This window comes from Halomonas sp. CH40 (assembly GCA_041875495.1).
Classification (GTDB): Bacteria; Pseudomonadota; Gammaproteobacteria; order Pseudomonadales; family Halomonadaceae; genus Vreelandella.
The window spans coordinates 1450859-1475783 of sequence record CP112982.1 but is presented as its reverse complement, the minus strand read 5'-3'; the positions used below and the strand labels follow the sequence as shown (position 1 = coordinate 1475783).

The following is a 24925-nucleotide window of genomic DNA, read 5'->3' as shown; positions in this document are numbered from 1 at the left end:
GATTAAATGTCAACTGCAACAATCCACCTAGCCATTCATCAACTAGGCATCCATGGCCGTGCGCATCTCGCTGAGCACGGTTTTAAGCTGCCCAGCGATGGTTTCAGGAGCATCGGCACTGGCCGCTATGCGTGATACCAGCGCGCTGCCCACTATCACGCCATCCGCTACCTTGGACACCTCTGCGGCAGTCACGCCATCGCGAATGCCGAACCCGACGCATAGCGGCAGATCGGTCATTTCACGCAGCGGCGCCAGGTGCTCCGCCACATCGTCTGCATTCAGCGTGGCGGCTCCGGTCACCCCTTTCAGGGAGACGTAATAGAGGTAACCTTCACCGTGGGCGCATATTGTAGCGGCACGCTCATGGGAGGTGGTAGGGGCCACCAGAAAGATGGCATCCAGCTGATGCGCTTTGAGCAGCGGGCCGATTTCTTCCGCTTCTTCAGGCGGCATATCCACAATCAGCACCCCATCCACTCCGGCGCGGGCAGCCTGGTCAGCAAAGGCCTGATAGCCGATACGTTCAATCGGGTTCAGGTATCCCATCAGGACGATAGGCGTTGTGGTATCGGTCTGGCGGAAGGTGGTGATCATGTCAAACAGGTCCACCAGACGGGTGCCTTGCTTGAGCGCCCGCTCGCAGGCTTTCTGGATCACCGGCCCATCGGCCATGGGGTCGGAAAAGGGTACACCCAGCTCGATGATGTCAGCACCGGCTTCTACCAGGGCATGCATGAAGCCGACGGTATGCTCAGGCGCCGGATCACCGGCGGTGATATAAGGGATCAGGGCCTTGCGGCCCTGCTGCTGAAGGTCACTGAAACGTTGTTTGATGCGGCTCATTACTATCCCTTAGATTTCGATACCGTCGAGCTTGGCGACCGTCATGATGTCTTTATCGCCACGGCCTGAAAGATTCACCACAATATGTTGATCGGTGCGCATGGTAGGTGCCAACACCTTGGCATGCGCCAGGGCGTGCGCGGTTTCCAACGCAGGCATGATGCCTTCCATACGCGTCAGCTCACGGAAGGCTTCCAGCACCGCATCATCGTTGGCGGCAACATAGTTGACCCGCCCGACGTCTTTCCACAGCGCATGTTCCGGGCCGACACCTGGGTAGTCCAGGCCAGCAGAAATCGAGTGGGTATCCGACACCTGACCTGCCTCGTCCGACATCAGGTAGGTACGGTTACCATGCAGGACACCGCGCGGCGCATTGGATGACAAAGGTGCGGCGTGACGACCGGTTTCAACTCCGTCGCCACCGGCTTCCACACCGTACATGGCCACTTCTTCGTCTTCCACGAACGGATAGAAAAGCCCCAGGGCGTTGGAGCCGCCGCCCACACAGGCAATCAGGGCGTCCGGCAGGCGGCCAATCTGTTCCATTGACTGGATACGCGCTTCACGCCCCACTACGCTGTTGAAATCACGCACCAGCTGCGGATAAGGATGCGGACCTGCCACCGTGCCAATGATATAGAAGGTGTTATCGACGTTGGTAACCCAGTCGCGCAGGGCTTCATTCATAGCATCCTTGAGCGTGCGCGTGCCGGACTCGACCGGAATGACCCGCGCGCCAAGCAGACGCATGCGGTAAACATTCAGCTTCTGACGCTGCACATCGGCCGCGCCCATGTAGACATCGCACTCCAGCCCCAAGCGGGCGGCGACCGTCGCCGTTGCGACACCGTGCTGGCCAGCACCGGTTTCAGCAATGACTCTGGGCTTGCCAGTCTTCTTGGCGAGCAGTGCCTGGCCGATGGTGTTGTTTACCTTATGGGCGCCGGTGTGGTTCAGGTCTTCACGCTTTAACCAGATCTGGGCACCGCCGAGTTTTTGCGACCAGCGCTCGGCATGATAAAGCGGCGAGGGGCGACCAACAAAATAGGCAAGATCACGATCAAATTCTGCCTGAAAGGCAGGATCATTGCGCATGCTGGCATAGGTGTTTTCCAGGTCTTCCAGCGCGAAACTCAGCGTCTCCGACACAAAACGCCCACCGTAAGGGCCAAAATGGCCACGGGCATCCGGCATTTGCGTCAGGTCGCTGAACCTGGTCTTGGTACCAGCCTGGGAAGCGGTGTTGGAGACGGTTGCAGAGACAGTCACAAGGATACCTCTCAAGATTGCCCGAACGGGCAAAAGTAGATGAAATATATACTATCTGGCAGTCAGGACGGCGTTTGGTTCGCCGTTTGCACGGCATCCACAAAGGCTTGCATTCTGGTGGCATCCTTGATGCCCGGTGCGCTTTCAATTCCACCCGAAACATCAAGCGCATAGGGAGCCACCTGATGAACCGCAGTGCCTGCGTTATCTGCCACTAAACCACCTGCGAGGATAACAGGTTTTGCCAGGTTTGCGGGAATTCTCGACCAGTCAAAGGTGTCCCCGGTGCCACCCGGAACGCCGGGACGATACGCATCCAGCAGCAGCCCGCTGGCATTACCATAGCGCTTGGCGGCGGCGGCAAGATCCAGCCCATCACGCATGCGTAACGCCTTGATCCAGGGACGATCATAACGTTCGCACACTTCCGCTGACTCATCACCATGAAACTGCAGCAGATCAAGGTAGGGCAAACAGGCGGCTATGATGTCTTCAGGCTGATCAACAAACAGGCCAACGCGGGTCACAAACGCTGGTACATCAGCGGCCAACTCGGCAAGCTGATCAACGCTGATAGCGCGTTTGCTGTCGGGCCACATCACGAAACCGATGGCATCAACGCCCATGGCAACCGCGGCGGCCACATCCTGACGACGGGTTAACCCGCAGAACTTGATTCGCGTTCGCTGAATAGGCATCACAATACTGGCTTCTCCGCAGTGGGTACATTGAGCAGGCCGCTGACCTGTTCACGGCGCAGGCGCACCATGGCGTTATCGGGAATCACCCGCTCACCGGTCCACTCTCCAGTAAAGGCCAGCAGGTTGGGGCCAAGAGGTTCGCGGGGCAAGTCAAAGGCGTCATCATAACAGGAATCAACAAAGTGCAGACCACAGGCCGGGGCTGTCACATCACCCTGCTTACGGTCGCGCAGCGCCAGCAAGCGCTCGATATAGCCTTCATCCTGGGTTCCTCGCCCGACACTGACCAGCGCCCCGACGATATTGCGAATCATGTGATGCAAAAAGGCATTGCCCTGCACATCCACCATCACCAGGGGGCCAAAACGCTTAACGTCAATGAAGTGCATGAAACGCCGTGGCGTTCTGGAACGACAGCCGGCAGCGCGGAAACTGGAGAAGTCGTGCTCCCCCACCAACGCCTGGGCTGCCCGGTGCATGGCATCCGTATCCAAGGGGTCGCGGCACCAGGTGACATTCGCCCTCTCCAGCACTGGCCGGTTCATCTGGTTAATCAGCAGGTAGCGATAACGACGGGCCAGGGCATGCAGGCGGGAATGAAAAAAGTCCGGCACCAGCTTTACCCAACGAATGGCAATATCTCTGGGCAGATGGGTATTGGCACCGAAGATCCAGGCTTTCTCACTACGCTTGACCGGCGCATCGAAATGGATGACCTGACGGGTCGCGTGGACGCCGGAATCGGTACGCCCGCTGGCATGTACCCTGATCGGCTCGTTAGCGACCCGTGAAAGCCCCTCTTCCAGGCTGGCCTGAACGGAAGCTGCGTGGCTCAGGCGCTGAAAGCCACAGTAATGGGTACCGTCATATTCGATACCCATGGCGAGACGGCCTGTCAGCGGCGTTTTTTCATCAAAGCGATCAAACAGCGACATCAGTTCACATAATTATCAGGTTAGGAAGACCGCGTATTATCCCGACCTGGGCGCTGGAATGCCACCTCTTCTATTTCCCAATCATCATCCAGATCCACTTTCTGGCTTGCCGCCTGGGTATTGGAACGCTTCTGATCACGGCTAGACGATTTCTTTTCAGCCTGATCATTTGCTTCATCAGGCGCCTCAAATTCCACGGTTGGCTGCATCAGCGTTTCCGTATCTTTGTCACTTTGCGGCTCTGCGCTCAGGGACGGCGGCTGGTAATCGATAAAATGCTTGCGCTCATCGTTGCCGTGGCCTTGCTGTTGTGTTTCAGCGGATTCGTCAGCTTGTGTATCGCCTTCTGATTCAGCTTTCTTAGTCGCCTCGTTCGTTTCCTCGAGCTCTTGGCCGCTTACTATTGCCAGATCAAGCGGTTCCGAATCAGGTGAGTTCTTGCCGAAAAGCACAGAGGCCTGGCTGCGTCTCAGGTCTGCTGATTCTGATTCGATACTGTCGAGCGCTTCTTCAGGTGAATCTTCGTTACCGGTATTTACCTGCAGTGTTTCTCGCGCTTCTTCAATGGCACTAACGCGGCTGGGTTGATCGCGCGTGGTTGTCTCGCTTGTCTTACTTGCCTTGCTTGCCTCGCTTGCCTCACCTGTCTCGCTTGCCTGGGTACTGGCAGGCGTGACAGCCGCCGCAGACTGGGCCGTTTCTGGTGGCACATAGGCTGCCTTTGGTGCTGGCTGAACGACGTTGGTGGCGCCAGAGGGTTCAGCATCAGCCTGGTGGGTTTTGACTTCCTGCCACTCCTTGGCCTGGCGGCGGCGTATCATCAGCAATAAAACTAACAGCAAGAGAACCGCGGCAGCAGCCAGCGGCCAGCGGCTGTCGCGCAGTGATTGCGCATAAAAATCCTGGCTCCAGGCCATCGCCTGAGCCAAAGCACCAGGTTGATCAGCTGGCGAATCATCCGTAACAGCCGTCTGCTCGTCTGGCTGGCTGGATGGTGAACCTTGAGGCACAAGGCTTTGCGCCGCCGCCAAGGCTTGATTCAGACTCGCCACCTCGTTACGAAGCGCTTCAATTTCAGTCTGCATCAACTCACGCTCCTGGCGTAACTGGTCAAGCTGCTGGCGCTGCTCATTCAGACGCACTTCGCGTAACTGGCTGTTCAGGGCCTGCGCAACCTCAATCGCCTGAGGCGAAATAACGACGTCGGGATCATTACTATCAGCGGCGCTCTCACCTTCCACGGTGGCAGTTTCAGCAAGCGCTACATCCGCAAGCGGCGTATCTTCAGACGGCGTAGCGGATTCACTAGGTTCACCCGACTCGGTGGCCGTTTGTGATGATGAAGCAGACGCAGAGGATACTGGCTGCACTGACTCATTACCACGATTACGCCAGGCAGTATTCATGGTATCTATGATACGGGCTGCATTCGCAGGCGACTGACTGAAAACCTCTGCATCACTGGGCATTTCCAGGGTATATCCCGCCCGCATATCATTGATATTGCCAGATGGAAAGCGGCTTTCATTGGCTTCAAGCAGGGCCAGCATCATCTGCTGAACGCTGGCCTGAGGTGGTTTGACACGTGCCGCAACGCTCCACAAGGTATCGCCACTGTTGATATAGGCAGGCTCGCGAGAGCTTGCTGAACCTGCTGAGCTTTGCGGGCTTGTTGGCGCAGATACCGGCGTGCTGCTGACCACTCTTGATGAGCCAGCCTCAGACGCTTGTGCGGATGGCGTACCGGGTGGATCAAATAATAGCGTCAGCACCTGGGACTGGCGGCCATCAGGCGTTTCCAGGGTTAACAGCAAATCCAGCCAGGGGTCGCTTACCGGGGTCGATGAGGTCAACTGCAAATAGGGCCGCGAAGCGCCCTCCAGCGATATCGACACATTTTCTGTCAGAGACGTCCAGTCAAGGCCAAGGGCTCGGAAAGCGGAAGGCTCGGCAAGGCCAACACGAATATCACCAGTACTAAAACCACCGGTATCGGTCAGCGGCACTGTCGCCCTCAGCGGAGAATCAAGAGAAGATTCAACGTTTGGCTCACCGATATCCAGCGCCATTGCCAAAGGGCTTACGGCTCCCCATGCTGCCAGCACCGCCAGTAAGATTAATCGTTTCATTGAACCCCCTTTTTTGCCTCGCGCCATCATGGCCTAATAACCCATGGTCGATAGCTCTTAGCTACTGACCCAGCCTCCAATCCTAGCTTATTTTTAATATTAATTAACTCTTTTAAAGCCCTATCATTTAAAGCCCTATCAAAATGAAAGCCGTAACCCAAAAAAATAAGCACCCACTTAAACAATAAAAGCTTAAACGAATTAGTGCATAAAAAGATTGCAAAAACTGGCCACAAAAAAGGGGCTATCGAGATAGCCCCTTTCCTGATTATTACGTTTTAACGCCTCGCAAATGCGAAATTACTGCTCACGCAGAATCTTCAACATACGCTTGAGCGGCTCTGCAGCACCCCACAGCAGTTGGTCACCCACGCTGAAGGCTGACAGATATTCACCGCCCATGGCCAGTTTGCGCAAGCGGCCTACCGGTACCTGAAGCGTACCTGTGGCGGCGGTCGGCGTCAGGCCGTCAATGGTGGCGTCCTTGTCATTGGGGATCACCTTGACCCACTCATTGTGCTTGGCAATGCGCTCTTCGATTTCATCCATCGGCACGTCCTGCTTGAGCTTGATGGTGAACGCCTGGCTGTGCGAACGCATGGCACCGATACGCACACACAGGCCGTCAATCGGGATCGGGTTGTTGTCGAGGCCGAGAATCTTGTTGGTCTCGACCGACCCCTTCCACTCTTCGCGGCTCTGGCCGTTATCGAGCTTGGTATCGATCCACGGCAGCAGGCTGCCTGCCAAGGGTGCGCCGAAGTTATCGGTGGGGAAATCCCCCGAACGCATGGCCGCTGTGACCTTGCGGTCGATATCCAGAATCGCGCTGGAAGTATCTTTCAGCTCTGCGCCCACACAGTCATGCAGGGCGCCCATCTGGTTGAGCAGTTCACGCATGTGCTTGGCGCCGGAGCCAGAAGCTGCCTGATAGGTCATCGAGGTCATCCACTCGATCATATCGGCTTCAAACAGGCCACCCAGGCCCATCAGCATCAGGCTGACGGTGCAGTTGCCACCCACAAATGTCTTGGAACCCTTGGCCAGCTGGGCATCGATAACCTGGCGGTTGACCGGGTCCAGTACGATGGTGGCGTCGTCTTCCATACGTAGCGAGCTGGCGGCGTCGATCCAGTAGCCTTTCCAACCGCTGTTGCGCAGATCACTGTAGACAGCTTTGGTGTAGTCGCCACCCTGGCAGGTGACAATCACATCCAACGGCTTGAGTTCGTCCAGTGAATGGGCGTCCTTGAGCGGAGGTACGTCAACGCCGATATCGGGACCCGGCTGGCCAACCTGGGAAGTAGTGAAGAAAATCGGCTCAATGCCGTTAAAATCACCGTCTTCCTGCATGCGCTGCATCAGCACAGAACCGACCATACCGCGCCATCCTACGAAACCGACTTTCAACATCGTGAAGTCCTCCAATAAAGAATGAACCGCCCATTATACACAACTATTAAAAATAATTTTTCCGACCATTGGCTCAGGGCCAATGGCTCTGGATGCCGATCCTACTGCACTACTGCTGTTTGGCAAAAGCGGCAAGCACCGCATCGCCCATGGCATCGGTACCGACTGTCTGCATGCCTTCAGAGGCAATATCAGCGGTGCGTAGACCATCATCCAGTACCTGGCCGACCGCTGCTTCAATGCGCTCGGCCATGGCCGCCTCACCCAGTGAGTAGCGCATCATCATCGCCACTGACAGCATCATCGCCAGGGGGTTGGCCATATTCTGCCCGGCAATATCCGGGGCGCTGCCATGGCAGGGTTCGTACATGCCCTGGCCGCTTTCGTTAAGCGATGCCGACGGCAGCATGCCAATCGAACCGGTCAGCATGGCTGCCGCGTCGGAAAGAATATCGCCAAACATGTTGCCCGTCACCATCACATCAAACTGCTTGGGCGCGCGCACCAGCTGCATGGCGGCGTTGTCCACATACATATGGGAAAGCTCGACATCCGGGTATTCCGGCGCCAGCCGGTTCATCACCTCACGCCACAGGATGGTCACTTCAAGCACGTTGGCCTTGTCCACAGAGCACAGCTTCTTGCCACGTTTCTGGGCCATTTCAAAAGCCACCCGGCCGATGCGCTCGATTTCGCTTTCTGAATACACATAGGTATTAAAGCCGACGCGTTCGCCGTTGCGCTCTTCAATGCCCCTGGGCTGACCAAAATAGATGCCGCCGGTCAGTTCGCGCACGATCATGATATCCAGACCCGCGACCAGCTCTGGCTTAAGGCTGGAAGCGCTAGCCAGTTGGGGGTACAACATGGCCGGGCGCAGGTTGCCAAACAGGCCAAGGTTCTTGCGCAAGCCCAGCAGGCCTTTTTCCGGGCGCTTGGAAAGGTCTTCCAGGGTGTCCCACTGAGGGCCGCCCACTGCGCCGAGCAGGATGGCGTCGGCCGCCTTGGCCTTGGCCAGGGTCTCTTCGGGCAGCGGTTCACCGTGAGCATCATAGGCGCAGCCACCTACCAGGCCTTCTTCCAGCTGGATATCCAGCCCGGTCTCTTGACAGGCTTGGAGAAGGCGCTTGGCCTGGGCAGCAATTTCGGGGCCGATGCCATCACCTGGCAGAAGTAAAACGTTGTGCGTCATTACAGGATCCTTCAATCATGAGTCAGGCTGAACTCTGTTATTCAGCCAGGAAGACAACCAACCGCTTAGCGGAACAGCCAGGGGCGCTGTTCACGATGCTGCTGCTCAAACTGACGAATCACGGCGTCATCCTGCAGGGTGATGCCAATATCATCCAGGCCTTCAAGCAGGCAGTGTTTGCGGAACTCGTCCACGTCAAACTCAAGGATCTCGCCACGTGGCGTAATAATGCGCTGGTTTTCCAGATCCACATCCAGCGCATAGCCTTCGCGCTCTTCGGTTTCCTGGAACAGGCGCTCAATCTCATCTTCTTCCAGGCGCACCAGCAAGAGGCCGTTCTTGAAGGCGTTGTTATAGAAGATATCGGCAAAGCTCGGCGCGATAACCACCTTGAAACCAAAATCTTCCAGCGCCCAGGGGGCGTGCTCCCGGGAGCTGCCGCAGCCAAAGTTACGCCGGGTCAGCAGGATTTCGGCATTCTGATAACAGGGCTGGTTGAGCACGAAATCAGGATTCAGCGGGCGGTTTGAGCAATCCTGGCCCGGCTGGCCTTCGTCCAGATAGCGCAGTTCGTCAAACAGGTTAACCCCGAAGCCGGTACGCTTGATGGACTTGAGAAACTGCTTGGGGATGATCAGGTCGGTATCGACGTTAGCGCGATCCAGTGGTGCCACCACCCCTTCAAAACGTTCAAATTTTTTCATGCTTCAAGCCTCCTGGGCGTGGTTGGCATCGTTGGCAGGCAAGCTGCGTACATCCACAAAGTGGCCGGCAATCGCGGCGGCGGCGGCCATTGCCGGGCTGACCAGGTGCGTGCGGCCACCGTAGCCCTGACGACCTTCAAAGTTGCGGTTGGAGGTCGAGGCACAGTGCTCGCCTGCGCCCAGCTTGTCGGCATTCATCGCCAAGCACATGGAGCAGCCCGGCTCGCGCCATTCAAAGCCCGCCTCGATAAATATCTTGTCGAGGCCTTCTTCTTCCGCTTGACGCTTCACCAGACCAGAACCCGGCACTACCATGGCCAACTGGATATTGCTGGCAACCTTCTTGCCCTTGGCCACCTTGGCGGCTTCACGCAGGTCTTCGATACGCGAGTTGGTGCAGGAGCCAATAAAGACCTTGTCCAGCTGAATATCGGTGATTTTCTGGTTGGGCTGCAGGCCCATATATTCCAGAGCGCGCACATGGCTACGCTTGATCGTTTCATCCAGGGCGGCTTCCGGATCAGGCACCTGACCGGAAATGCCGGTCACCATCTCGGGGCTGGTGCCCCAGCTGACCTGCGGCTCAATCTCGGCGGCATCCAGCGTCACGATCTTATCGAACTCGGCATCCGGGTCCGAGACCAGATTGCGCCAGTCAGCCACTGCCGCTTCCCACTGCTCAGCGGTGGGCGCGTAAGGACGGTTGCCAATGTAGTTAATGGTGGTGTCATCCACGGCAATCATGCCGACCCGTGCACCGGCTTCAATCGCCATGTTGCACACCGTCATGCGCCCTTCCATCGACAGCGACTCAATCGCACTGCCCGCAAATTCGATGGCATAGCCGGTGCCACCCGCGGTGCCAATCTTGCCGATAATCGCCAGCACTACATCCTTGGCGGTCACGCCCAGGCCAAGTTCGCCTTCAACCCGCACCTGCATGTTTTTCATCTTCTGGGTCAGCAGGCACTGGGTCGCCAGCACGTGCTCGACTTCCGAGGTGCCAATGCCGTGGGCCAGAGCACCAAAGGCACCATGGGTGGCAGTGTGGGAATCGCCGCACACTACCGTCATACCTGGCAGGGTCGCGCCCTGCTCAGGGCCGATGACGTGGACGATTCCCTGGCGCGGGTCGTTGATGCCGAATTCGGTAATACCGTACTCAAGGCAGTTGTCGTCAAGAGTCTGCACCTGAATGAGGGAAATCGGGTCTTTGATGCCTTTATTGCCTTCGGCACGCTCGATCAAGGTCGTTGGGACGTTGTGATCCGCAGTCGCCAGGTTGGCATCCAGGCGCCATGGCTTGCGCTTAGCCAAGCGCAGACCTTCAAAAGCCTGGGGCGAGGTGACTTCGTGAAGCATGTGGCGGTCGATGTAGATCAACGCAGTGCCGTCATCACGCTGCTTGACCAGATGCTGATCCCACAGCTTGTCGTAAAGTGTTTTAGCTGACATATGCTCTCCCGGGCCATGGCCCTGTGATTTTCCAGCGATGAGGTAACCCTGGACGTGAACCTGATGGCGTGCTGCAGGGTAGTGAATACAATATTACCCCGCTCGCAGATAAAATCAATTCATGTTATTTATGGATTAGATTCCCAACAGGAATACGAATGGATACTCAACATCTACAAGCCTTTTTGGCCGTAGCCGATACACAAAGTTTCTCCAAGGCTGCTGATCAGCTGTTTCTGACCCAGCCAGCAGTCAGCAAACGTATCGCCATGCTGGAGCATCAGCTCAACACCCGGCTGTTTGATCGCATCGGGCGGCGCATCGCCTTGACCGAAGCCGGTGAGCTGCTATTGCCCCAGGCGCGCCATATCCTGCTCAGCGTGGAAGACAGCCGCCGTGCCCTGGCCAATCTGTCCGGCCAGGTCGGCGGACGCCTGACCATGGCCACCAGCCACCATATTGGCCTGCACCGCTTGCCGCCGATTCTCAAGGCCTATACCCAGCAACATCCAGAGGTGGATCTGGACTTGCGCTTTGTCGATTCTGAGCTTGCCTATCAGGGTGTGTTGAATGGCCATCTTGAGCTGGCGGTAGTCACCCTGGCGCCACACCCGGTCGAGCAGCTCAGCGTCACCGAGCGCTGGCGCGATCGCATGTGTTTTGTCAGTGCCCACGACCACCCACTGGCCAGGCAGGTCAGCCGCCCGGCCAAGCCATTGGCGCTGACCACGCTGTGCGAATACCCCTGCGTATTACCCGGCGCCCAGACCTTTACCCGCAGCCTAATAGAAGAGCGTTTCGCCCATAAGGGGTTGGCGCTATCGGTGAGCATGTCGACCAATTACCTCGAAACCCTGAAGATGATGTGCAGCGTGGGGCTGGGCTGGAGCCTGCTGCCCGAAAGAATGCTGGATGAGGATCTGGTTGAACTACCCGTCGATACGTCACCCTTTTACCGCCCGCTGGGCTATCTCACCCATAGCAACCGTACCCTTTCCAATGCTGCCCGCAAGATGATTGAGGCGCTGGAACAGGGCCGCTAGGCAGACGGGTCAGTCTGGTAGCTATACACAATCGACTCCTGCTTGCGCGGACCCTGAATCGACCAGGCCACCCGAATCTGGTTACCTTTAATCGTGAGCGAGGCGGCATACACATCCTGGCCGCATAGATGCGGGTCGACTTCCCGCCACTGCCCTGCCTCATCCGGGGCCATATCAAACAGCAACACCGGCTTATCCACACCAAAGCGCAAATGCTCCAGACGCAGCTGATGCCCTATTGCTGTCCAGCGGAAGGTGTTGGTGAAGGCAAATGCAGACGGATGCTCTGCGCTTTTGTGGTTCGGCTGCCAGTTGCCTGATTCGTGAAATACCAGGCTGTTCTCCTGCGCTGCTGAAACCTTGACCTCCCCCTTGCCCACCCCTTCCCAGCCGGTACCTGCCTGACTTTGCGCGTTAAAATGCAGTGCGCGCACACGGCGCAGACAGCTGAGCACCTCTTGAGAAGTTTGCATCTTTCTCTCCTTAACAACAGCGAGCCTGCAAAATCGGACTTGTCACTTTTATACAGTCGGTTAGGCTGAGGGTAAATTCACCCATAGAGGCGATTTTATCATGGGTAACCTGCAGACACGCCTGGACGATACGTCTTCAACCATTCCTGCCATCGACCCGGCACACCTGGCACTGCTTGAGCAACACGGCCTGACGGCCACTGAGCTTGAACCACTGGGCATTGAAATCCGCGGTGCTGATGTGCGTTCAGCGCTGCCTGAGGCAGTGATCAAGGCGCTGGAAGTTGAAATGGCCCAGCGTGGCTTTATTGTCTTCAAGCACCAGACCGAGCTTTCCGCCAACGAACTGGTGGAAGCCAGCAAATGGTGGGGCGCGGGAGAAATCCACTCGACCCACGGCGTTCACCCCGCCACTCCAGATATGAACCGGGACATCTTCCGCTGCTCCAATGATGACCGCTACGGTATTCTTGGCGTTGGCCCACAGTGGCACAACGACGGCAGCTTCGAGGCGGCGATTTTCTCCCACTCAGCCTATTATATGGCCCGCGCCCCAGAACACGGCGGCGGCACCCACTTTGCCCACCAGGGCGCCGCCTTTGATGCCCTGCCCGAAGAAAAGCAGGCTTACTGGGAACGCCTGGTATCGGTCAACTCCGCCTCCGGGGTTAGCCACCCTGTGGTGCATACTCACCCTATCTCGGGGCGCAAAAGCGTCTGGCTGCACCTGGGCATGACGGGGGCAGTGATTGAGCGCTTGCCAGAAGACGGCGTGCCCATTGAGGAACTGCAGCGCCAGCCGGCGGATGTTGCTCAGATGCGCCTGCTCAATGCCGACGAACTCAAGCAGTTATTCAATGATTACAACGACCTGCTAAACGCCTCCTTCGACAAGGGCTACGGCATTCGTTACCACTACGACACCGGCGACCTGCTCTACGTGGATAACTGGGCGCTGGCTCACCGGGCAGCGCCGGAAGCGCATATGTCCGCTGAGCAGCAGGGCCTGCGCATCATGGATCGCGTCACGGTCAAGGCCAAACAGAACCTGGCGCCCCACTTCGGCCTGCCCCAACATATCAATCTTGCCGGGCCTCACCCCTTTAACCACGACGGCATATGGCAAGCCGGAGGGATCGGTTTTCGCTGGAAGGACGATATCCCAATGCAGAACTGAGGGTAAAAAGCTGTTGCCGACACCCTCGGCAATGTTCAGACCTCTTTGCCATCCCTGGGGCTAAAGGCGTGGTAATAGAGGATCGGGATCAGCACCAGGGTCAGCAGGGTGGATACCAGCACACCGCTGGCGAGGGTAAGGCCCAGCGGCTCCAGGGCTGGCTCAAAAATCAGCACGCCGCTGCCGAACATCACCGTCGCCGCGGTCAGCAGGATCGGGCGGGTGCGCTGGGCGCCCGCCTGCACCACGGCCTCTTTCAGCGCCATCCCCTCGTTAAGCCGCTGCTCAATAAAGTCCACCAGCAGGATGGCGTTGCGGGTCACGATGCCGCCAAGGGCAATCACCCCTAACACCCCTGTGCCGGCAATATTGATCCCCCATAGCCAATGGGCCGGTATCACCCCGATAAAGATCAGCGGAATGGGCAGCATGATCAACAGGGGTAGCGTGTAGGATCCAAACCAGCCGGCCAACAGGACATAGATCAGCACCATCACCACTAGCCCTGCGACGGCCAGATCCCTGTAGACGCCTCGGGTCATTTCCCATTCACCGGCCCAGTAGAGCAAAGGCGTCGCGGCTTCATCCGGCGGCTGGCGCCAGCGAATCTCCGTGCCCGGCCACTGTTGACTTACCAGCGCTTCCAGCTGCACGCTCAGCGGCTGCGCCACGGAACGATCCAGATCAGCAAAGACGGTGGTCACCGGCATCAGATTACGCCGATACCTGGCAGGTTCGCCGTCGTCATGGTTTAAATCCAGCAGCGATTCCAGCGGCACCGGCTGGCCGCTGGTACTCAGGGTATAAAGGCTACGGATGGCCTGTTCGGAACCCCGGTCCTGCTTGGCCAGGCGCAGAATGATCGGCACTGAATCCCAGGCATATTGACTGCCGGACCAGTCGCCGAGGGTTTTGCCCGCAATGGCAAGCGATAGGGTGCGCGTCACCTCAGCCGGGATGACCCCATAGGTTGCTGCCTGCTGCGGGTTAACGTTCAGGTTCAAAGACGGCAGGGCCGCCATGGGGCTCTGGCTGGTGGTAATCACTCCTTCTTGCTCGCCTAGCCATTGCTCAAGCTCATCGGCCACGGCCTGACGCGCCTGCGGGCTTGGCCCGTAGATCTCGGCGGTAATGGCCCGGTCGCTGGCGGGGCCGGAAGGAATCCGTGCTATATGGCCAGTGGCCTGGTGAGGCGCCAGCCAGCTGCCGAGCTGTTGAGCCACCTCTCGGCTGACCTGGTAACTCTGACGGTCACGCTGCTGTTCAGGCACCAGGCTTACATGCAGGGTCAGATCCCGAGGCGCTTTATCAGTGGGGGCCGTGAGCGTTTCTGGCGGATAGATCATCGGCGGGGTCAGGCCAGCATACACGGTGACCGCCCTGACTTCCGGCAATTGACGCAGCTGCCGGTTCAGATCAGAGGCCACGCCAAGCGACTCGGTCAGGGTGGCCGTGGCGGGCAGCTCCACATTGACCGCAAACAGATTCCGATCCAGCAAGGGCGTAAGGCCGATCTGCACGCTGCGTGTTGCTACCAATGCAAGACTTAACAGCAACAGGATCACCAGGCCCAGATAGAAAAGCCAGCGCAATATGGCAAAGCGGACAAAGGGCGCCAGCAGGCAGCGATAGCGCGCCACAAAGGGGCTGTCTTCTCTGCGCTCTTTGTGGCTTTGCTGCTCTTCTTTCTCATCGCTTTCAGATTGCTTCACTTTCAACAAGCGATAGCCGAAATAAGGCGTAATCGTCAGGGCGACCAAGAGGGAGAACAGCACGGCAGCCGAGGCGCCCAGCGGAATGGCGCGAATATACTGGCCCATTTCGCCGGTAATATAGGCGGTGGGTAACAGGGTCGCGACCACCAGCAGATCTGCCAGTATGGTCGGGTTACCCACCTCATTGACCGCCTTGACGGTAAGCTCACGACTTTTTTCGCCCGCGCGCTGAAAATGTCTCGCAACGTTTTCCAGTATGACCACGGCATCATCCGAGAGGATGCCGATGGCCAGAATCATGGCGGCAATCGATACCGGGTTCAGGGTGAACCCCAGGTGATGGTACAGGTAGGGCACAATCGCCAGCGAAGACGGCATCATGATGGCGATCACCACGGCGGCCCGCCAGCCGAGACCCAGCCAGATAATTCCTACGACGACCAGGGTGCCGGTTAATAACTGCGACAGCACGCTGTAGACCCTGGCCGTGGCATCCTCCCCCGCATCCAGGGTGATATCTAGGTGGACGTCCGACGGCAGGACCTCTTGTTGGAACTGCTCCAGCCGCGTGATGACTGCTTCCGTCACATTGCTAACGTTCCGGCCTTCCAGGGTGGTTAGTGCCAGCGTCACGGCCGGGAAAGGCGCTGAATGGCCTTCCTGCCAGTGCAGTACGGCCTGATTGTTTTCCACTCGGCCATGGCGAATATCCGCCACCTGCTCCAGATAAACCGGGCCTCCGCCATCGCTACCGACGGGGATGCGCCCCAGCTGCTCAAGCTGATCTAGCTTCATTCCTGCCTGAAGATTGGTGACCGGCGGGCTTTCCAGGCGGCCGGTGGGCACCTGCAGATTGGCACCCGCTACCGCCTCGGCCAACTGGTTCAGGGGGATCTTGCGGGCCGCCAGTTCGTTTGGGTCCGGCAGGATTTCAATCGCAGCGCGGTCGCCGCCGAAACGTTCCACGTCGCGCACGCCGGGAATACGCAAGACATCTGACGTCAGTTCAGCCGCCACCTCTTCCAGCCCGTCCGGGCCCAGGGTCTTGCTGCTGAGGGTGGCCGTCAGCACTGCCAGGCGCGAGGCCCCATAGGTCTCAATGGTGGCCGGGCCGGCGTTAGTGGGCAGAGCATCACGACGGGCGCCAAACAGTTCACTCAGCTGCGAAAAGGCCTTTTCCTTGGCCGTACCCGGAGTAAACTCTACTGATAGAAGCGCCGCATGGCTTGAGCTGCTATTGCGCACATCACTGACATTGGGAAGTTCCCGCACCCAGCTGGCCGCTTTACGCGCCAGCTGGTTATCAACGCGCTCAACGCCAGCCCCCGGCCAGGGGATGAGGATCGTGGCAGTGGGCACATCAATATCCGGCCGGTCTTCCCGGGGCGTTACCAAAAGTGCATAGCCGCCTAGCAGCAAGCAGGCCACCACAAAAAGCGGCACGATGGGCGAATCAAGCAGCCGATTGGCAATCCGCCCTGCCAGACCCAGCTTACTCTCCTGCATGTTGCGGCCCTGATGGCTTGACCGTGACCGTTTGCCCGTCCTCAAGTTTGGCAGAAGGGTTCAATACCACCTTGTCGCCCACCGTTAAGCCCTGGGTCACGGGAATCAGCTCACTGTCATTGGCTGGTGGGTTAGCCAGCTTTATCCACTCAAGACGCACGACAGAGCCACTGCTGGTCTGCTCGACCACCAGCGTTCCGGTCAGTTGGCCTCTGCGCAACAGTGCCGCCTGGGGCAGCCCCACCCACTCGCTGGCCTGCGTCTGCTGCGCCCTATTCGGCACCAGCACAGAGACAACCTGACCTGGCGCAAGCTGGTCATCGGTGGTTTCCAGGCTCAACCTCAGGCGCTGGCCGGTGGCCTCTTCCCCTAGCGCTGGCACCACGCTGATCAGAGAGGCCGGCAGGCTTTTACCCTGCGGCCCGATAATCACGGAAAGCTGCGCACCGGGCGCAAGGCGGGAAGCCACCTGGCTGGACACCGGAACATCCACGCGTAACTGACCCCGGGATTCCATGATCACCAATGGCTGGCCAGGCCCGACAAAACTGCCGGTATCCACCGGCGTTTCGGTCACCCTGCCGTTGAAAGGTGCGGTTAACCGGGTATAGCTCAGGTTTGCCTGCTGGGCCTCAAGTTCGGACTCGGCGGCCTGGAGCTGGGCTTGCAGTTCCTGATACTTGACCTGGGCCCTTTCCATTCGAACACGGGCTATCAGGTCTTCGGCGTAAAGCCGCTCCAACCGTTGGCTTTCCAGCCGGGCCTGTTCCACGCCAGCTTGAGTGGCGCTGATTTTGGTGCGTGTCGCCGCGATGGCGGCATTGACTTCCCTGGCATCCACCCTGGCCAGCAGGTCGCCGGTGGCCACCCTGTCACCGGGGTTAACCTCGACTGACAGCAGGGTGCCGGCAAAACGGGTGCTCAGGGCCGCACGCTTGCCGGGGCGCACCACGCCGGGCAGCTTCTGGCTGACCGCCCCCTGCCAGGCCTGAACCTCGGCAATCTGGACGCTGGGGATTTCGCTGGCTGTTTCCTTGGATGGCGGCGCATCGCTGAAACAGCCGGTAAGCAACAGCATCATTGCTAACAGAAATGTTGAGACAAGCATCTTCATGGGGACGGTTGACCAAGCGCGAGTAAGGGGTCACGGCCGTTCTGCAAATGGTAGTTCATACCGGCAAGCAGGGCCTGGTAGCGGGCATCAATCAGGGTGGCTTGCTGCTGATCCAGGCGCGCCTGGGCAGCAAGCAGCTCTGTCATTGACCCCAGGCCTTCTTCATAGCGTCGTATGGCCAGGCGTGCGGCACGTTCAGCGGCTTTTTCAGCGTTTTCAGCGGCCTGCCAGGCGGTGTATGCCGCCTGCCACTGGCGGGTGGCCACTGCCTGTTCCTGCTGAATCCGCCGTCGGGTATCCTCCATTTCAACCTTTGCCTTCCGGGCCTGGGCTCGGGATTCGGCCATTCGCCCTTCACGGCCAAATCCATCAAACAGCGTCCATTGCAGATTGACCGCCACTAGCCAGCCATCGGCATGATCTTCCAGCGGCTGATTGCCTTGCACCCACTGCTGCCTGGCCAGCAGGTTCACCCGGGGGAGCCACTCGGCTTGTGAGGCGCTGGCCTTGGCCTCTGCGGCATCAACGGCCAGTTTGCGGGCCTGCAGGTCTCTGCGCGGCGTGGTATCGTCCCTTGTGACTGGCGGATGGGGACGCGGCATGGAGTCTGTCACGTGCAGCGGCTCCTGTGGCGCCATACCCAGCAGATTCTTTAGCTGGTATTCCGCCTCCAATGCGTCGCTTTGCGCCTGGGCAACACGCGCTTCGGCGGCCGCCCGCTGGGCATTGGCCTGTTCCATGTCCAGGCGCGCCGCCATCCCCTGTTGATAGCTTGCCTCAGCCAGCCGGGCAGCCTTTTGAGCCGCCGTGTGAGACAGGCGGGCAGCGCTTTCATGCTGCTGTAATCGCAGGATATTGAAGTAGCGGCGAGCCACTTCCAGACGCAGGGCCTGCTGCCCCCATTGTTGCGCTTCTTGGCGGGCATCGACATTCAGACGGGCTGCCTCACGCTGTTGCAGGGCATCGGCGTTGTAGACAGGCTGGATGAGCTGAAGCCCCACCATCGAACCTTCTACCGGCCCGAAATCAGTGCTCTCGATACGCGGCGGTATCCCCAGCACCGGCACTGGCACACCGGTAATCAACGAGGAATCCGCCCGCAGCCACGCCGCATCCGTGGTAACAGTGGGCAGAAACGCCTGAGAGGACTGTTGATAGACGGCTTCCGCTTCCTGAACCTCCGCCTCCAGGGTTTGTAGTTGGGTCGCCTCACGCGTGGCGGTGGCCAGCGCCTCATCCAGCGAAAGTGCGCTGGCTACCCCAGGCAACAAAAAGACGACAGCAACAAATGCTCTTATATACAGCAAGCACACTCCTGATCTTGGAACGGGTAGCTGAATAGCTTACTCAACCAAGTTTAACACCTAGTGTCGTGTCTGGTTAGCTGCTCAAGTATGTAGATAAGAAGCTATTGAGGAGCTGCAGCGCAATCAAGCGGCAGTGGGCTGACGTATTGAAAGGAAAACCGAATGGGATATGTATCTGCGTATTACTGGCGATGACGCCATTTGGAGCAATATCGATAGGCGCAGCACGCAAGCATGCTCAGCCGCGCCTTGGTTACTAACGACTTTTATTTGCCGTTGACCATTTCTTCACATTCAGCGATCAACTCGTCCAGCACCTGGACTGACGTTTTCGCTTCAGCTTTGATTTCTTTCAGAAAATTCAGTTCGCTCTGGCTTACATGATCGTCCTTCAGAATCAGCTCGCGCAACAAGTCCACTTCTTTAGTGCTAACGTGCCCGTCACCCAAGGCAAAGCCTTTCGCTACTTTACGCCACTCAGCCATAAATCATCTCCTGTCGCTATCGTTGATATGAGTACGTGTAGACACTGTTTATCTACATGCACTAATTTAGCAGATAACCAGTTTTATGGGCACCTTTTTCCTCAACGCAAAAGCGTTTACCGAGGATTCGTCTGACACGGCTTATTGAATTCAGAGTTTTATCAATTCACTTCACTGACGAGATGCTGGCACTTGTCGGCTGGTAAAGCATCGCAGACAATATTAGCCTGCTAACTGGCAATATCTTTGTGGTTGCTGGTAGAGGTGAGCTTTCGCTGCCTGGTAAAGACAGTTCAGTCGCTTTGCGTGATCGCATTGATCGGCTATGAGGGGCTCAGATAGATAATAACGAACTTGGCCAACATGGCCATGACAAGTGACCATGTAAAATTGGCCAGAGTGCCGAGAATGTAATAGTTGATTGACTTTTCGTCATTTTTATCGATTCGTACAATGTTCTTGGCGGCAAAAATCAATGCAAGAGCGGTATAGGCTTCGACCATCACGATCGTGAGAACCAGTACGTTTTCAAGTTTGCCGATCACTCCACCAACACTCTCTCTTTCATCGTTGACATCGGGTACTTTAGCCATGCTAAAACATTTTCTTACGAACACCCCGCTTAATGAAGCAGTGAGTGTGTAGGCGATCAGCCAAACTAGAATTTCCATACTTGATCCAAGCTTTTATTGGTTGCTATTGAGTTGAGGAAAACGCAGCTATATTTCATCGAAACATGCCTGCCAAAGGCCAAGATTTCTTCTGAAGCGTGAGTAGTCCATGGCAGACAGGCTGTGACTGATGGCCGACTGATCGATGCCGAGATGCCTGGCCGTTGCAGATTGTGAGTCACGCTGCATATACTCGCGGACGATCTCGTGCTGGCGGTGTGTCCAGCCCAGCATCTGCGCATACAGCTGATCACCCAGTGCGCTTATCAGCTCGCTTTGCCAGGTCTCCAGATTAGCGTGGTGATAACGAAACAGTTGCTCCGACTGTTGCATTACGACCAGTTGATCTGCGGCCTGATGAAAAGCTGGACCATCAAAGTGATACACGGCAGGCGGCTGATCGGAATCATTGGCGATGGCCTGAACATCCAGATCGCCAACCACCACCGAGCATCTGACTGCTTGAGGATAAAGTCCAAACCAGAGTTTTTGCATGATTCGACCACTGGCTGGAGTGGTCACAATACCGGCAAATTCATCAATACCGGCCTGTACGGCAAATTTTGCAATCAGATCATCTGGCTGCTCATTAAGCGCGTCCAGACAGTGGGATACCTGAGCGGCAAACGCTTGTCGATCTGAGATCTTGCGAGAATCCCTGATATCGCACAGTACAACGGTAGCCAGCATTACTATGAACCTTAATATACATTAATCTCAACTATGAGTTATTTTGTTCATAATTACAATATATGAGTATATTCATGCATATTTCTGGCCATGACTTATCTCCATCAGCATGTTGCCTGGCAGGCCATGTCCGAATCGATGTAGTTGGCGATCCAGTCGTGCAGGGAATACAGGAAGCTTAAAGCACCTTTCCCCGTAAGAAAGGATAGACCTACTTGCAACTTTTGCTCATTTCCAACTTTTTCTAAGCGATTCAACGGCTTCCTTGCGGCACAAAACTAAGCAAGCGAGGAGTATCAGGGCAATCGTATGGAAAATTTCAACCTGCTAATATCGTCGCTAACTAGCTTTCTCAGCCACGCTACCGCCAAGACACACCAGCAGGAAATGAAAATCAGGCCATTTTCACCCATGCTGATTGAGCACTTACTTATCTATGTGTTTTTACTTTACCTACCTCACGTTAGCCTTGCAAAGCGCGCTGTTCTTTTATTGTGTCACGTAAATACCCAGTAGCTTGTACCAGGTGGCTGGTAAATCAGTACAATCCCGATTAGCCTGCCCTCCTCACTCCCCAAGGGAATAAGATGCAAGAGACAACCATCAGGCAGCGGTTAGCGGGGGTATTGATCGCTTTGGCACTGCTGTTACAGATAGTCGGCTTTACCGGCTGGGTTTCCACCGTGCTGGCAGTGAGTTATTTGCTATGGCTTGGGGTGGTGCTGCTGTGGCGGGACATTCCACGTCGTTCACGCCTACAGGCAGCGGCCTTGATAGCCGTTGGCCTGGGTATGCTGCTGATGGCGCGCTTTGTGTATGGTGCGGCCATTGATTGGCCTGGCATGCTAACCGGCAACACCTTTGTGGTCGCTATGCTGGTAGGGGTGAGCTTTATTTCACTGATTGGTAAACAGCAGGGCCGCAAGGGCGTGCCGGGGCAATCAGTGACGGGTGCAGGCGGGATTTTACGTACCTGGTTGGGGGTGCATTTTCTCGGCACGATTCTCAACCTTTCAACGGTCTTCATGGTCGGAGACCGCCTGGCCCGCCATAAGCCGCTGAGTACGCCACAGTTTCTGGCTCTGAACCGGGGGCTTTCCAGCGCGGCGCTGTGGTCACCGTTTTTTGCTTCCATGGGGGTGGTGATGGCCTTGGTGCCGGAAATGAACTACCTGACCGTGGCGGTGGTAGGCTTTCCACTGGCCATGCTGGCCGGGCTGTTCACGGCGCTGGAGCTGCGCCAGCGCTTTGACCTGAGCGATACCGACGGCTTTTCGCTTTCACCGCGCAGCCTGCTGATGCCGGTTGGCATGGCTGCCTTGGTGATGCTGTTTCATTTTGTGCTGACGCCAGCGCTTTCCATTGTCAGCATTATTACCTTTCTGCTGCCACTGGTGGCTATCGCCAGCAACCTGCCAGAAGGCCTGAAATGGACTCGTCGGCGGGCCACCCAGCATACCCTTAACCGCTTGCCAGCCATGCGCGGAGAGATTTCGCTATTTCTGGCCGCGGGTTTATTGACCCTGGGGCTGTCAACGCTGCTGGAGGCCGCCACCGGCGATAGCTGGTCGCTGTTTGCCGAGTTCGGCATCCCTCAGGCCTTGATCAGCTTTGCGACCATTTCCCTGAGCGCTCTGCTAGGTTTGCATCCGATTATCGGCGTCTCGGTGCTGGCCTCAATGCTGCCCCTTGAAGGCGCTGAGCAGACTCTTTTTGCCTTTGTGGCTCTGTCTGCCTGGGCGGTGGGCACCAGCGTTGGCCCGCTGTCAGGCATCAACCTGTCATTGCAGGGCCGCTATGGGGTGAGTGGCTACCATATGATGAAGAACAACCTGATCTATGCCGCTGCGCTGAGCAGCGGCGTGGTGGTCATGATTAGCCTGTTAGGCGCCTGGTTAAAGGTCTAGGACGCTTGCGACAGGCGATAGAAATAGCGGTGGCTGCTGATGCAAGGCGCCACCTCGCACATAATAGGAAAAGCATTTGTGGTGTAAACAGCCCATTGGCTGAAAAGCCAAGACCGATACCCCCTAGCTGATCACCCAGATAACCCAGGAGATAAGAAAGAGTGGGTGTGTCAGTAGCATGCAGATAAAAGTGCGGGAATAAAGTCACTTATGCATCGTTCGAAGAAGCCTGTTTAGCCGCTTTGATGGCTGCACGATTTTTACGATGAGCACGCAGCGTTTCAACACGTCGACTTAACCAGCGCTGCCACCTGGTAGCAGCGTCAGGAAGTTTATCGGGCCAGAAGGGAGAATCAGGAATGGTACCCATAAACGGCTCAATCAATTCAGGATGATTAGCCAATACAACCCTGGTTTCCCTCCTTTTCGCAATGTCCCGATATACGAAAGCCGCATGTTTCAGTGCCGGCCGTCGCAATGCCGGTTCCAGAAGAATATCTTGTGCAAAGTTATCAAGATGTTCCCTTACAATTTCACAAAGCACTTTAGTTCTCACGAGCTCACGTTGCGTGGCTGACTCGCTCATGTATCGATATTGCAAATTAGCGATGCGTGTCCATAGAAGCATTTGCGGAGACACCACACGAAACCGCACAACGCTATGTGCCTCTTCATCCAGCGTCCACTCTACCAATTCGGACCAAGCGGTTAGATCACTAGCGTCAACATTGCCATAAACACTGTTCATCACATCGACCGTGAAATGCCCTCCCCCTTCACGTAGCTCGGGGCGTTGCAATTCAATAACAGCCATATTGGGCGTTTGGTCATCAGGGCCAGGGAATGTAGCTGACGCTTCCCACGCCCTGGCCAACACCCGCACTCCCTCTTTACTGCCAGCAGCAATGTCTAAATCAGAGGAAGTCAGTGCTGCCGCTTCCGGCGTTTCCAAACGATCTTCAAAAAAATAGGCACCCCAAAACGCAATCGCCTGGCCTCCGAGGAGTACCAGGCGCTCTTGGTGTTCCAGAGGCAGCTCAGCGATAAGCCGCAGTATCGGCTTGATCGAAAGACTATCTGTCATTCATTCTCGCTTATAAAGGGGCAGGCACGGGGGCTCCGCGAATAATGCGGGCGCGTTCCCTTGCACCAGAAAACTGAGAGGCACGCTCCACTTCTTCAGCCGACACCTTCATCTCGGCATACTCTTTGAAACGGATGCGCTCTTTTTCTTGCAGGCGAAGCGCGAAACCATTTTTCTGGCTTACACTGATGTAAGAAACCATTTTTTTCACCAATTAAATCATTGATTTAATTTATTAATTCTTTTGGATAAGCCGTATCGATTTAGATTATATGATTCTATATTAAGTGACATTATCAAGCTGTGCAAAGCATTCTACCAACATGGACGAAACCTAAGCCTGCCCTTAGCCGGAGATGCTAATCGCTGTTAGACGACTTTGGCACCCCTCAGGCTTTGCTCAGCTTTTTGCCACTGGCCACCCTGCTCTGGGTGCACTCGATTTATGATGAAGAACAACCTGATCTATGCCGCTGCGCTGAGCAGCGGCGTGGTGGTCATGATTAGCCTGTTAGGCGCTTGGTTAAAGGTCTAGGACGCTTGAGACAGGCGGTAGAAGTAACGGTGGCCGCACTGGTGGCAAGGTTCAAGGCGGGCGACTTCCTCCAGAGTGACAACGGCGTCACAGTGTACGCAGGCCATCTTGCCAGGGGCGGCCATCTCGCCTGCGCAGTAGTCGGCACGGGCCGCTTCCAGATCATCTTCAAAGCGTTCGCGCTCGACCACACTGCGGTCAGCAATCGAGAGCAGCGATTCCGCCACCCGGCGCGATAGCGCATCGATATCAATATCCAGCCACTGGGCGACCTGCTTGCCGGTATCCGCCAGGAAGAAGCGCATGTCTTTCAGGTCGCGCTCTACCCAGGCGCGCAGCAGGGCCAGTTCATCCTTGGTGAACTCTTCCAGCTCACTTTCAAATTCAACCGCGTCATCAAGGTCCTTCTGCAGTGCATCCCAGGTCAGTTCATTGGCGCCTTCCTGCAGCCGCTCCAGCAGGCGTTCATAGCCTTCGCGCAGGCGTTTGTCTTGTTGCTGTTGCATAAACCTCTCCTTACTCACGTTGCGCGGATGTTGGGTTACCGTTCAAGGTTCCTCTCGCATAGGAT

At 56.8% G+C, this 24925-nt stretch carries 22 protein-coding genes; 3 read left to right on the top strand and 19 right to left on the bottom strand.

The features are described from left to right. Positions 1-42: 42 nt before the first annotated feature. From trpA to leuC, 9 genes are all read right to left on the bottom strand, one after another. Complete coding sequence (gene trpA, locus OR573_06725) at positions 43-846, bottom strand: tryptophan synthase subunit alpha (GenBank protein ID XGA81324.1); 804 nt, start codon at positions 844-846, stop codon at positions 43-45. Positions 847-855: 9 nt separating this feature from the next. After that, positions 856-2043, bottom strand: coding sequence for a tryptophan synthase subunit beta (trpB, locus tag OR573_06720; GenBank protein ID XGA81682.1), 1188 nt, complete (start codon positions 2041-2043; stop codon positions 856-858). Between the two features lie 137 nt (positions 2044-2180). Further along, the gene (locus tag OR573_06715; GenBank protein ID XGA81323.1) at positions 2181-2816 is read right to left on the bottom strand and encodes a phosphoribosylanthranilate isomerase; all 636 of its coding nucleotides are present in this window, start codon (positions 2814-2816) and stop codon (positions 2181-2183) included. Next, on the bottom strand, positions 2816-3754 hold the full coding sequence (gene truA / locus OR573_06710; protein ID XGA81322.1) for a tRNA pseudouridine(38-40) synthase TruA: 939 nt from the start codon (positions 3752-3754) through the stop codon (positions 2816-2818). The genes OR573_06715 and truA overlap by 1 nt, the downstream gene beginning before the upstream one ends. A 20-nt stretch (positions 3755-3774) precedes the next feature. Then, complete coding sequence (locus OR573_06705; protein XGA81321.1) at positions 3775-5883, bottom strand: hypothetical protein; 2109 nt, start codon at positions 5881-5883, stop codon at positions 3775-3777. Positions 5884-6183: 300 nt separating this feature from the next. Further along, complete coding sequence (gene asd / locus OR573_06700; protein XGA81320.1) at positions 6184-7296, bottom strand: aspartate-semialdehyde dehydrogenase; 1113 nt, start codon at positions 7294-7296, stop codon at positions 6184-6186. Between the two features lie 109 nt (positions 7297-7405). Further along, positions 7406-8488, bottom strand: coding sequence for a 3-isopropylmalate dehydrogenase (leuB, locus tag OR573_06695; protein XGA81319.1), 1083 nt, complete (start codon positions 8486-8488; stop codon positions 7406-7408). A 65-nt stretch (positions 8489-8553) separates the two neighbouring features. Next, complete coding sequence (gene leuD, locus OR573_06690) at positions 8554-9192, bottom strand: 3-isopropylmalate dehydratase small subunit (protein XGA81318.1); 639 nt, start codon at positions 9190-9192, stop codon at positions 8554-8556. 3 nt (positions 9193-9195) lie between these two features. After that, positions 9196-10647: a 3-isopropylmalate dehydratase large subunit gene (gene leuC, locus OR573_06685; GenBank protein ID XGA81317.1), complete on the bottom strand. Its 1452-nt coding sequence runs from the start codon at positions 10645-10647 to the stop codon at positions 9196-9198. Positions 10648-10805: 158 nt separating this feature from the next. Between leuC and OR573_06680 the strand changes: the two genes are divergently transcribed. Further along, positions 10806-11690: a LysR family transcriptional regulator gene (locus tag OR573_06680; GenBank protein XGA81316.1), complete on the top strand. Its 885-nt coding sequence runs from the start codon at positions 10806-10808 to the stop codon at positions 11688-11690. On the opposite strand, the gene OR573_06675 is transcribed toward OR573_06680, so the two are convergent. Beyond that, complete coding sequence (locus OR573_06675; protein XGA81315.1) at positions 11687-12163, bottom strand: DUF6314 family protein; 477 nt, start codon at positions 12161-12163, stop codon at positions 11687-11689. The genes OR573_06680 and OR573_06675 overlap by 4 nt on opposite strands. Positions 12164-12263: 100 nt before the next feature. Here OR573_06675 and OR573_06670 point away from each other — a divergent pair, with 100 nt between their 5' ends. Continuing rightward, positions 12264-13340 (top strand): TauD/TfdA family dioxygenase, encoded by a 1077-nt coding sequence (locus tag OR573_06670; protein ID XGA81314.1) that lies wholly within the window; start codon positions 12264-12266, stop codon positions 13338-13340. A gap of 35 nt (positions 13341-13375) precedes the next feature. On the opposite strand, the gene OR573_06665 is transcribed toward OR573_06670, so the two are convergent. The 6 genes from OR573_06665 to OR573_06640 all read right to left on the bottom strand — a co-directional run bounded on the left by OR573_06665 (position 13376) and on the right by OR573_06640 (position 20828). Beyond that, a complete protein-coding gene (locus OR573_06665) occupies positions 13376-16561 on the bottom strand; it encodes an efflux RND transporter permease subunit (GenBank protein ID XGA81313.1) in 3186 nt (1061 codons plus the stop codon). Further along, entirely contained in the window at positions 16548-17675 is a 1128-nt protein-coding gene (locus OR573_06660; protein XGA81312.1) for an efflux RND transporter periplasmic adaptor subunit, read from the bottom strand. Before OR573_06660 ends, OR573_06665 begins: the two co-directional genes overlap by 14 nt. Further along, positions 17672-18982 (bottom strand): TolC family protein, encoded by a 1311-nt coding sequence (locus OR573_06655; protein XGA81311.1) that lies wholly within the window; start codon positions 18980-18982, stop codon positions 17672-17674. Before OR573_06655 ends, OR573_06660 begins: the two co-directional genes overlap by 4 nt. Before the next feature lie 266 nt (positions 18983-19248). Next, the gene (locus OR573_06650; GenBank protein XGA81310.1) at positions 19249-19467 is read right to left on the bottom strand and encodes a hypothetical protein; all 219 of its coding nucleotides are present in this window, start codon (positions 19465-19467) and stop codon (positions 19249-19251) included. Between the two features lie 323 nt (positions 19468-19790). Beyond that, entirely contained in the window at positions 19791-20138 is a 348-nt protein-coding gene (locus tag OR573_06645) for a hypothetical protein (protein XGA81309.1), read from the bottom strand. Between the two features lie 48 nt (positions 20139-20186). Continuing rightward, on the bottom strand, positions 20187-20828 hold the full coding sequence (locus OR573_06640; GenBank protein XGA81308.1) for a SatD family protein: 642 nt from the start codon (positions 20826-20828) through the stop codon (positions 20187-20189). Between the two features lie 587 nt (positions 20829-21415). On the opposite strand from OR573_06640, the gene OR573_06635 reads away from it, so the two are divergent. Next, on the top strand, positions 21416-22735 hold the full coding sequence (locus tag OR573_06635; protein XGA81307.1) for a hypothetical protein: 1320 nt from the start codon (positions 21416-21418) through the stop codon (positions 22733-22735). 208 nt (positions 22736-22943) lie between these two features. Here the strand turns inward: OR573_06635 and OR573_06630 are convergent, their stop codons facing one another. The 3 genes from OR573_06630 to OR573_06620 all read right to left on the bottom strand — a co-directional run bounded on the left by OR573_06630 (position 22944) and on the right by OR573_06620 (position 24860). Then, positions 22944-23819, bottom strand: coding sequence for a hypothetical protein (locus tag OR573_06630; GenBank protein XGA81306.1), 876 nt, complete (start codon positions 23817-23819; stop codon positions 22944-22946). A gap of 10 nt (positions 23820-23829) precedes the next feature. Continuing rightward, complete coding sequence (locus tag OR573_06625) at positions 23830-24021, bottom strand: hypothetical protein (protein ID XGA81305.1); 192 nt, start codon at positions 24019-24021, stop codon at positions 23830-23832. 329 nt (positions 24022-24350) lie between these two features. Continuing rightward, the gene (locus tag OR573_06620) at positions 24351-24860 is read right to left on the bottom strand and encodes a zinc ribbon-containing protein (protein XGA81304.1); all 510 of its coding nucleotides are present in this window, start codon (positions 24858-24860) and stop codon (positions 24351-24353) included. Between the last annotated feature and the right edge of the window lie 65 nt (positions 24861-24925).

Bases quoted from the DNA above. Each gene is read 5' to 3' on its own strand.
- trpA (XGA81324.1), bottom strand. From the start codon at position 846: ATGAGCCGCATCAAACAACGTTTCAGTGACCTTCAGCAGCAGGGCCGC.
- trpB (XGA81682.1), bottom strand. From the start codon at position 2,043: ATGCCGGATGCCCGTGGCCATTTTGGCCCTTACGGTGGGCGTTTTGTG.
- OR573_06715 (XGA81323.1), bottom strand. From the start codon at position 2,816: ATGCCTATTCAGCGAACGCGAATCAAGTTCTGCGGGTTAACCCGTCGT.
- truA (XGA81322.1), bottom strand. From the start codon at position 3,754: ATGTCGCTGTTTGATCGCTTTGATGAAAAAACGCCGCTGACAGGCCGT.
- OR573_06705 (XGA81321.1), bottom strand. From the start codon at position 5,883: ATGAAACGATTAATCTTACTGGCGGTGCTGGCAGCATGGGGAGCCGTA.
- asd (XGA81320.1), bottom strand. From the start codon at position 7,296: ATGTTGAAAGTCGGTTTCGTAGGATGGCGCGGTATGGTCGGTTCTGTG.
- leuB (XGA81319.1), bottom strand. From the start codon at position 8,488: ATGACGCACAACGTTTTACTTCTGCCAGGTGATGGCATCGGCCCCGAA.
- leuD (XGA81318.1), bottom strand. From the start codon at position 9,192: ATGAAAAAATTTGAACGTTTTGAAGGGGTGGTGGCACCACTGGATCGC.
- leuC (XGA81317.1), bottom strand. From the start codon at position 10,647: ATGTCAGCTAAAACACTTTACGACAAGCTGTGGGATCAGCATCTGGTC.
- OR573_06680 (XGA81316.1), top strand. From the start codon at position 10,806: ATGGATACTCAACATCTACAAGCCTTTTTGGCCGTAGCCGATACACAA.
- OR573_06675 (XGA81315.1), bottom strand. From the start codon at position 12,163: ATGCAAACTTCTCAAGAGGTGCTCAGCTGTCTGCGCCGTGTGCGCGCA.
- OR573_06670 (XGA81314.1), top strand. From the start codon at position 12,264: ATGGGTAACCTGCAGACACGCCTGGACGATACGTCTTCAACCATTCCT.
- OR573_06665 (XGA81313.1), bottom strand. From the start codon at position 16,561: ATGCAGGAGAGTAAGCTGGGTCTGGCAGGGCGGATTGCCAATCGGCTG.
- OR573_06660 (XGA81312.1), bottom strand. From the start codon at position 17,675: ATGAAGATGCTTGTCTCAACATTTCTGTTAGCAATGATGCTGTTGCTT.
- OR573_06650 (XGA81310.1), bottom strand. From the start codon at position 19,467: ATGGCTGAGTGGCGTAAAGTAGCGAAAGGCTTTGCCTTGGGTGACGGG.
- OR573_06645 (XGA81309.1), bottom strand. From the start codon at position 20,138: ATGGAAATTCTAGTTTGGCTGATCGCCTACACACTCACTGCTTCATTA.
- OR573_06640 (XGA81308.1), bottom strand. From the start codon at position 20,828: ATGCTGGCTACCGTTGTACTGTGCGATATCAGGGATTCTCGCAAGATC.
- OR573_06635 (XGA81307.1), top strand. From the start codon at position 21,416: ATGCAAGAGACAACCATCAGGCAGCGGTTAGCGGGGGTATTGATCGCT.
- OR573_06630 (XGA81306.1), bottom strand. From the start codon at position 23,819: ATGACAGATAGTCTTTCGATCAAGCCGATACTGCGGCTTATCGCTGAG.
- OR573_06625 (XGA81305.1), bottom strand. From the start codon at position 24,021: ATGGTTTCTTACATCAGTGTAAGCCAGAAAAATGGTTTCGCGCTTCGC.
- OR573_06620 (XGA81304.1), bottom strand. From the start codon at position 24,860: ATGCAACAGCAACAAGACAAACGCCTGCGCGAAGGCTATGAACGCCTG.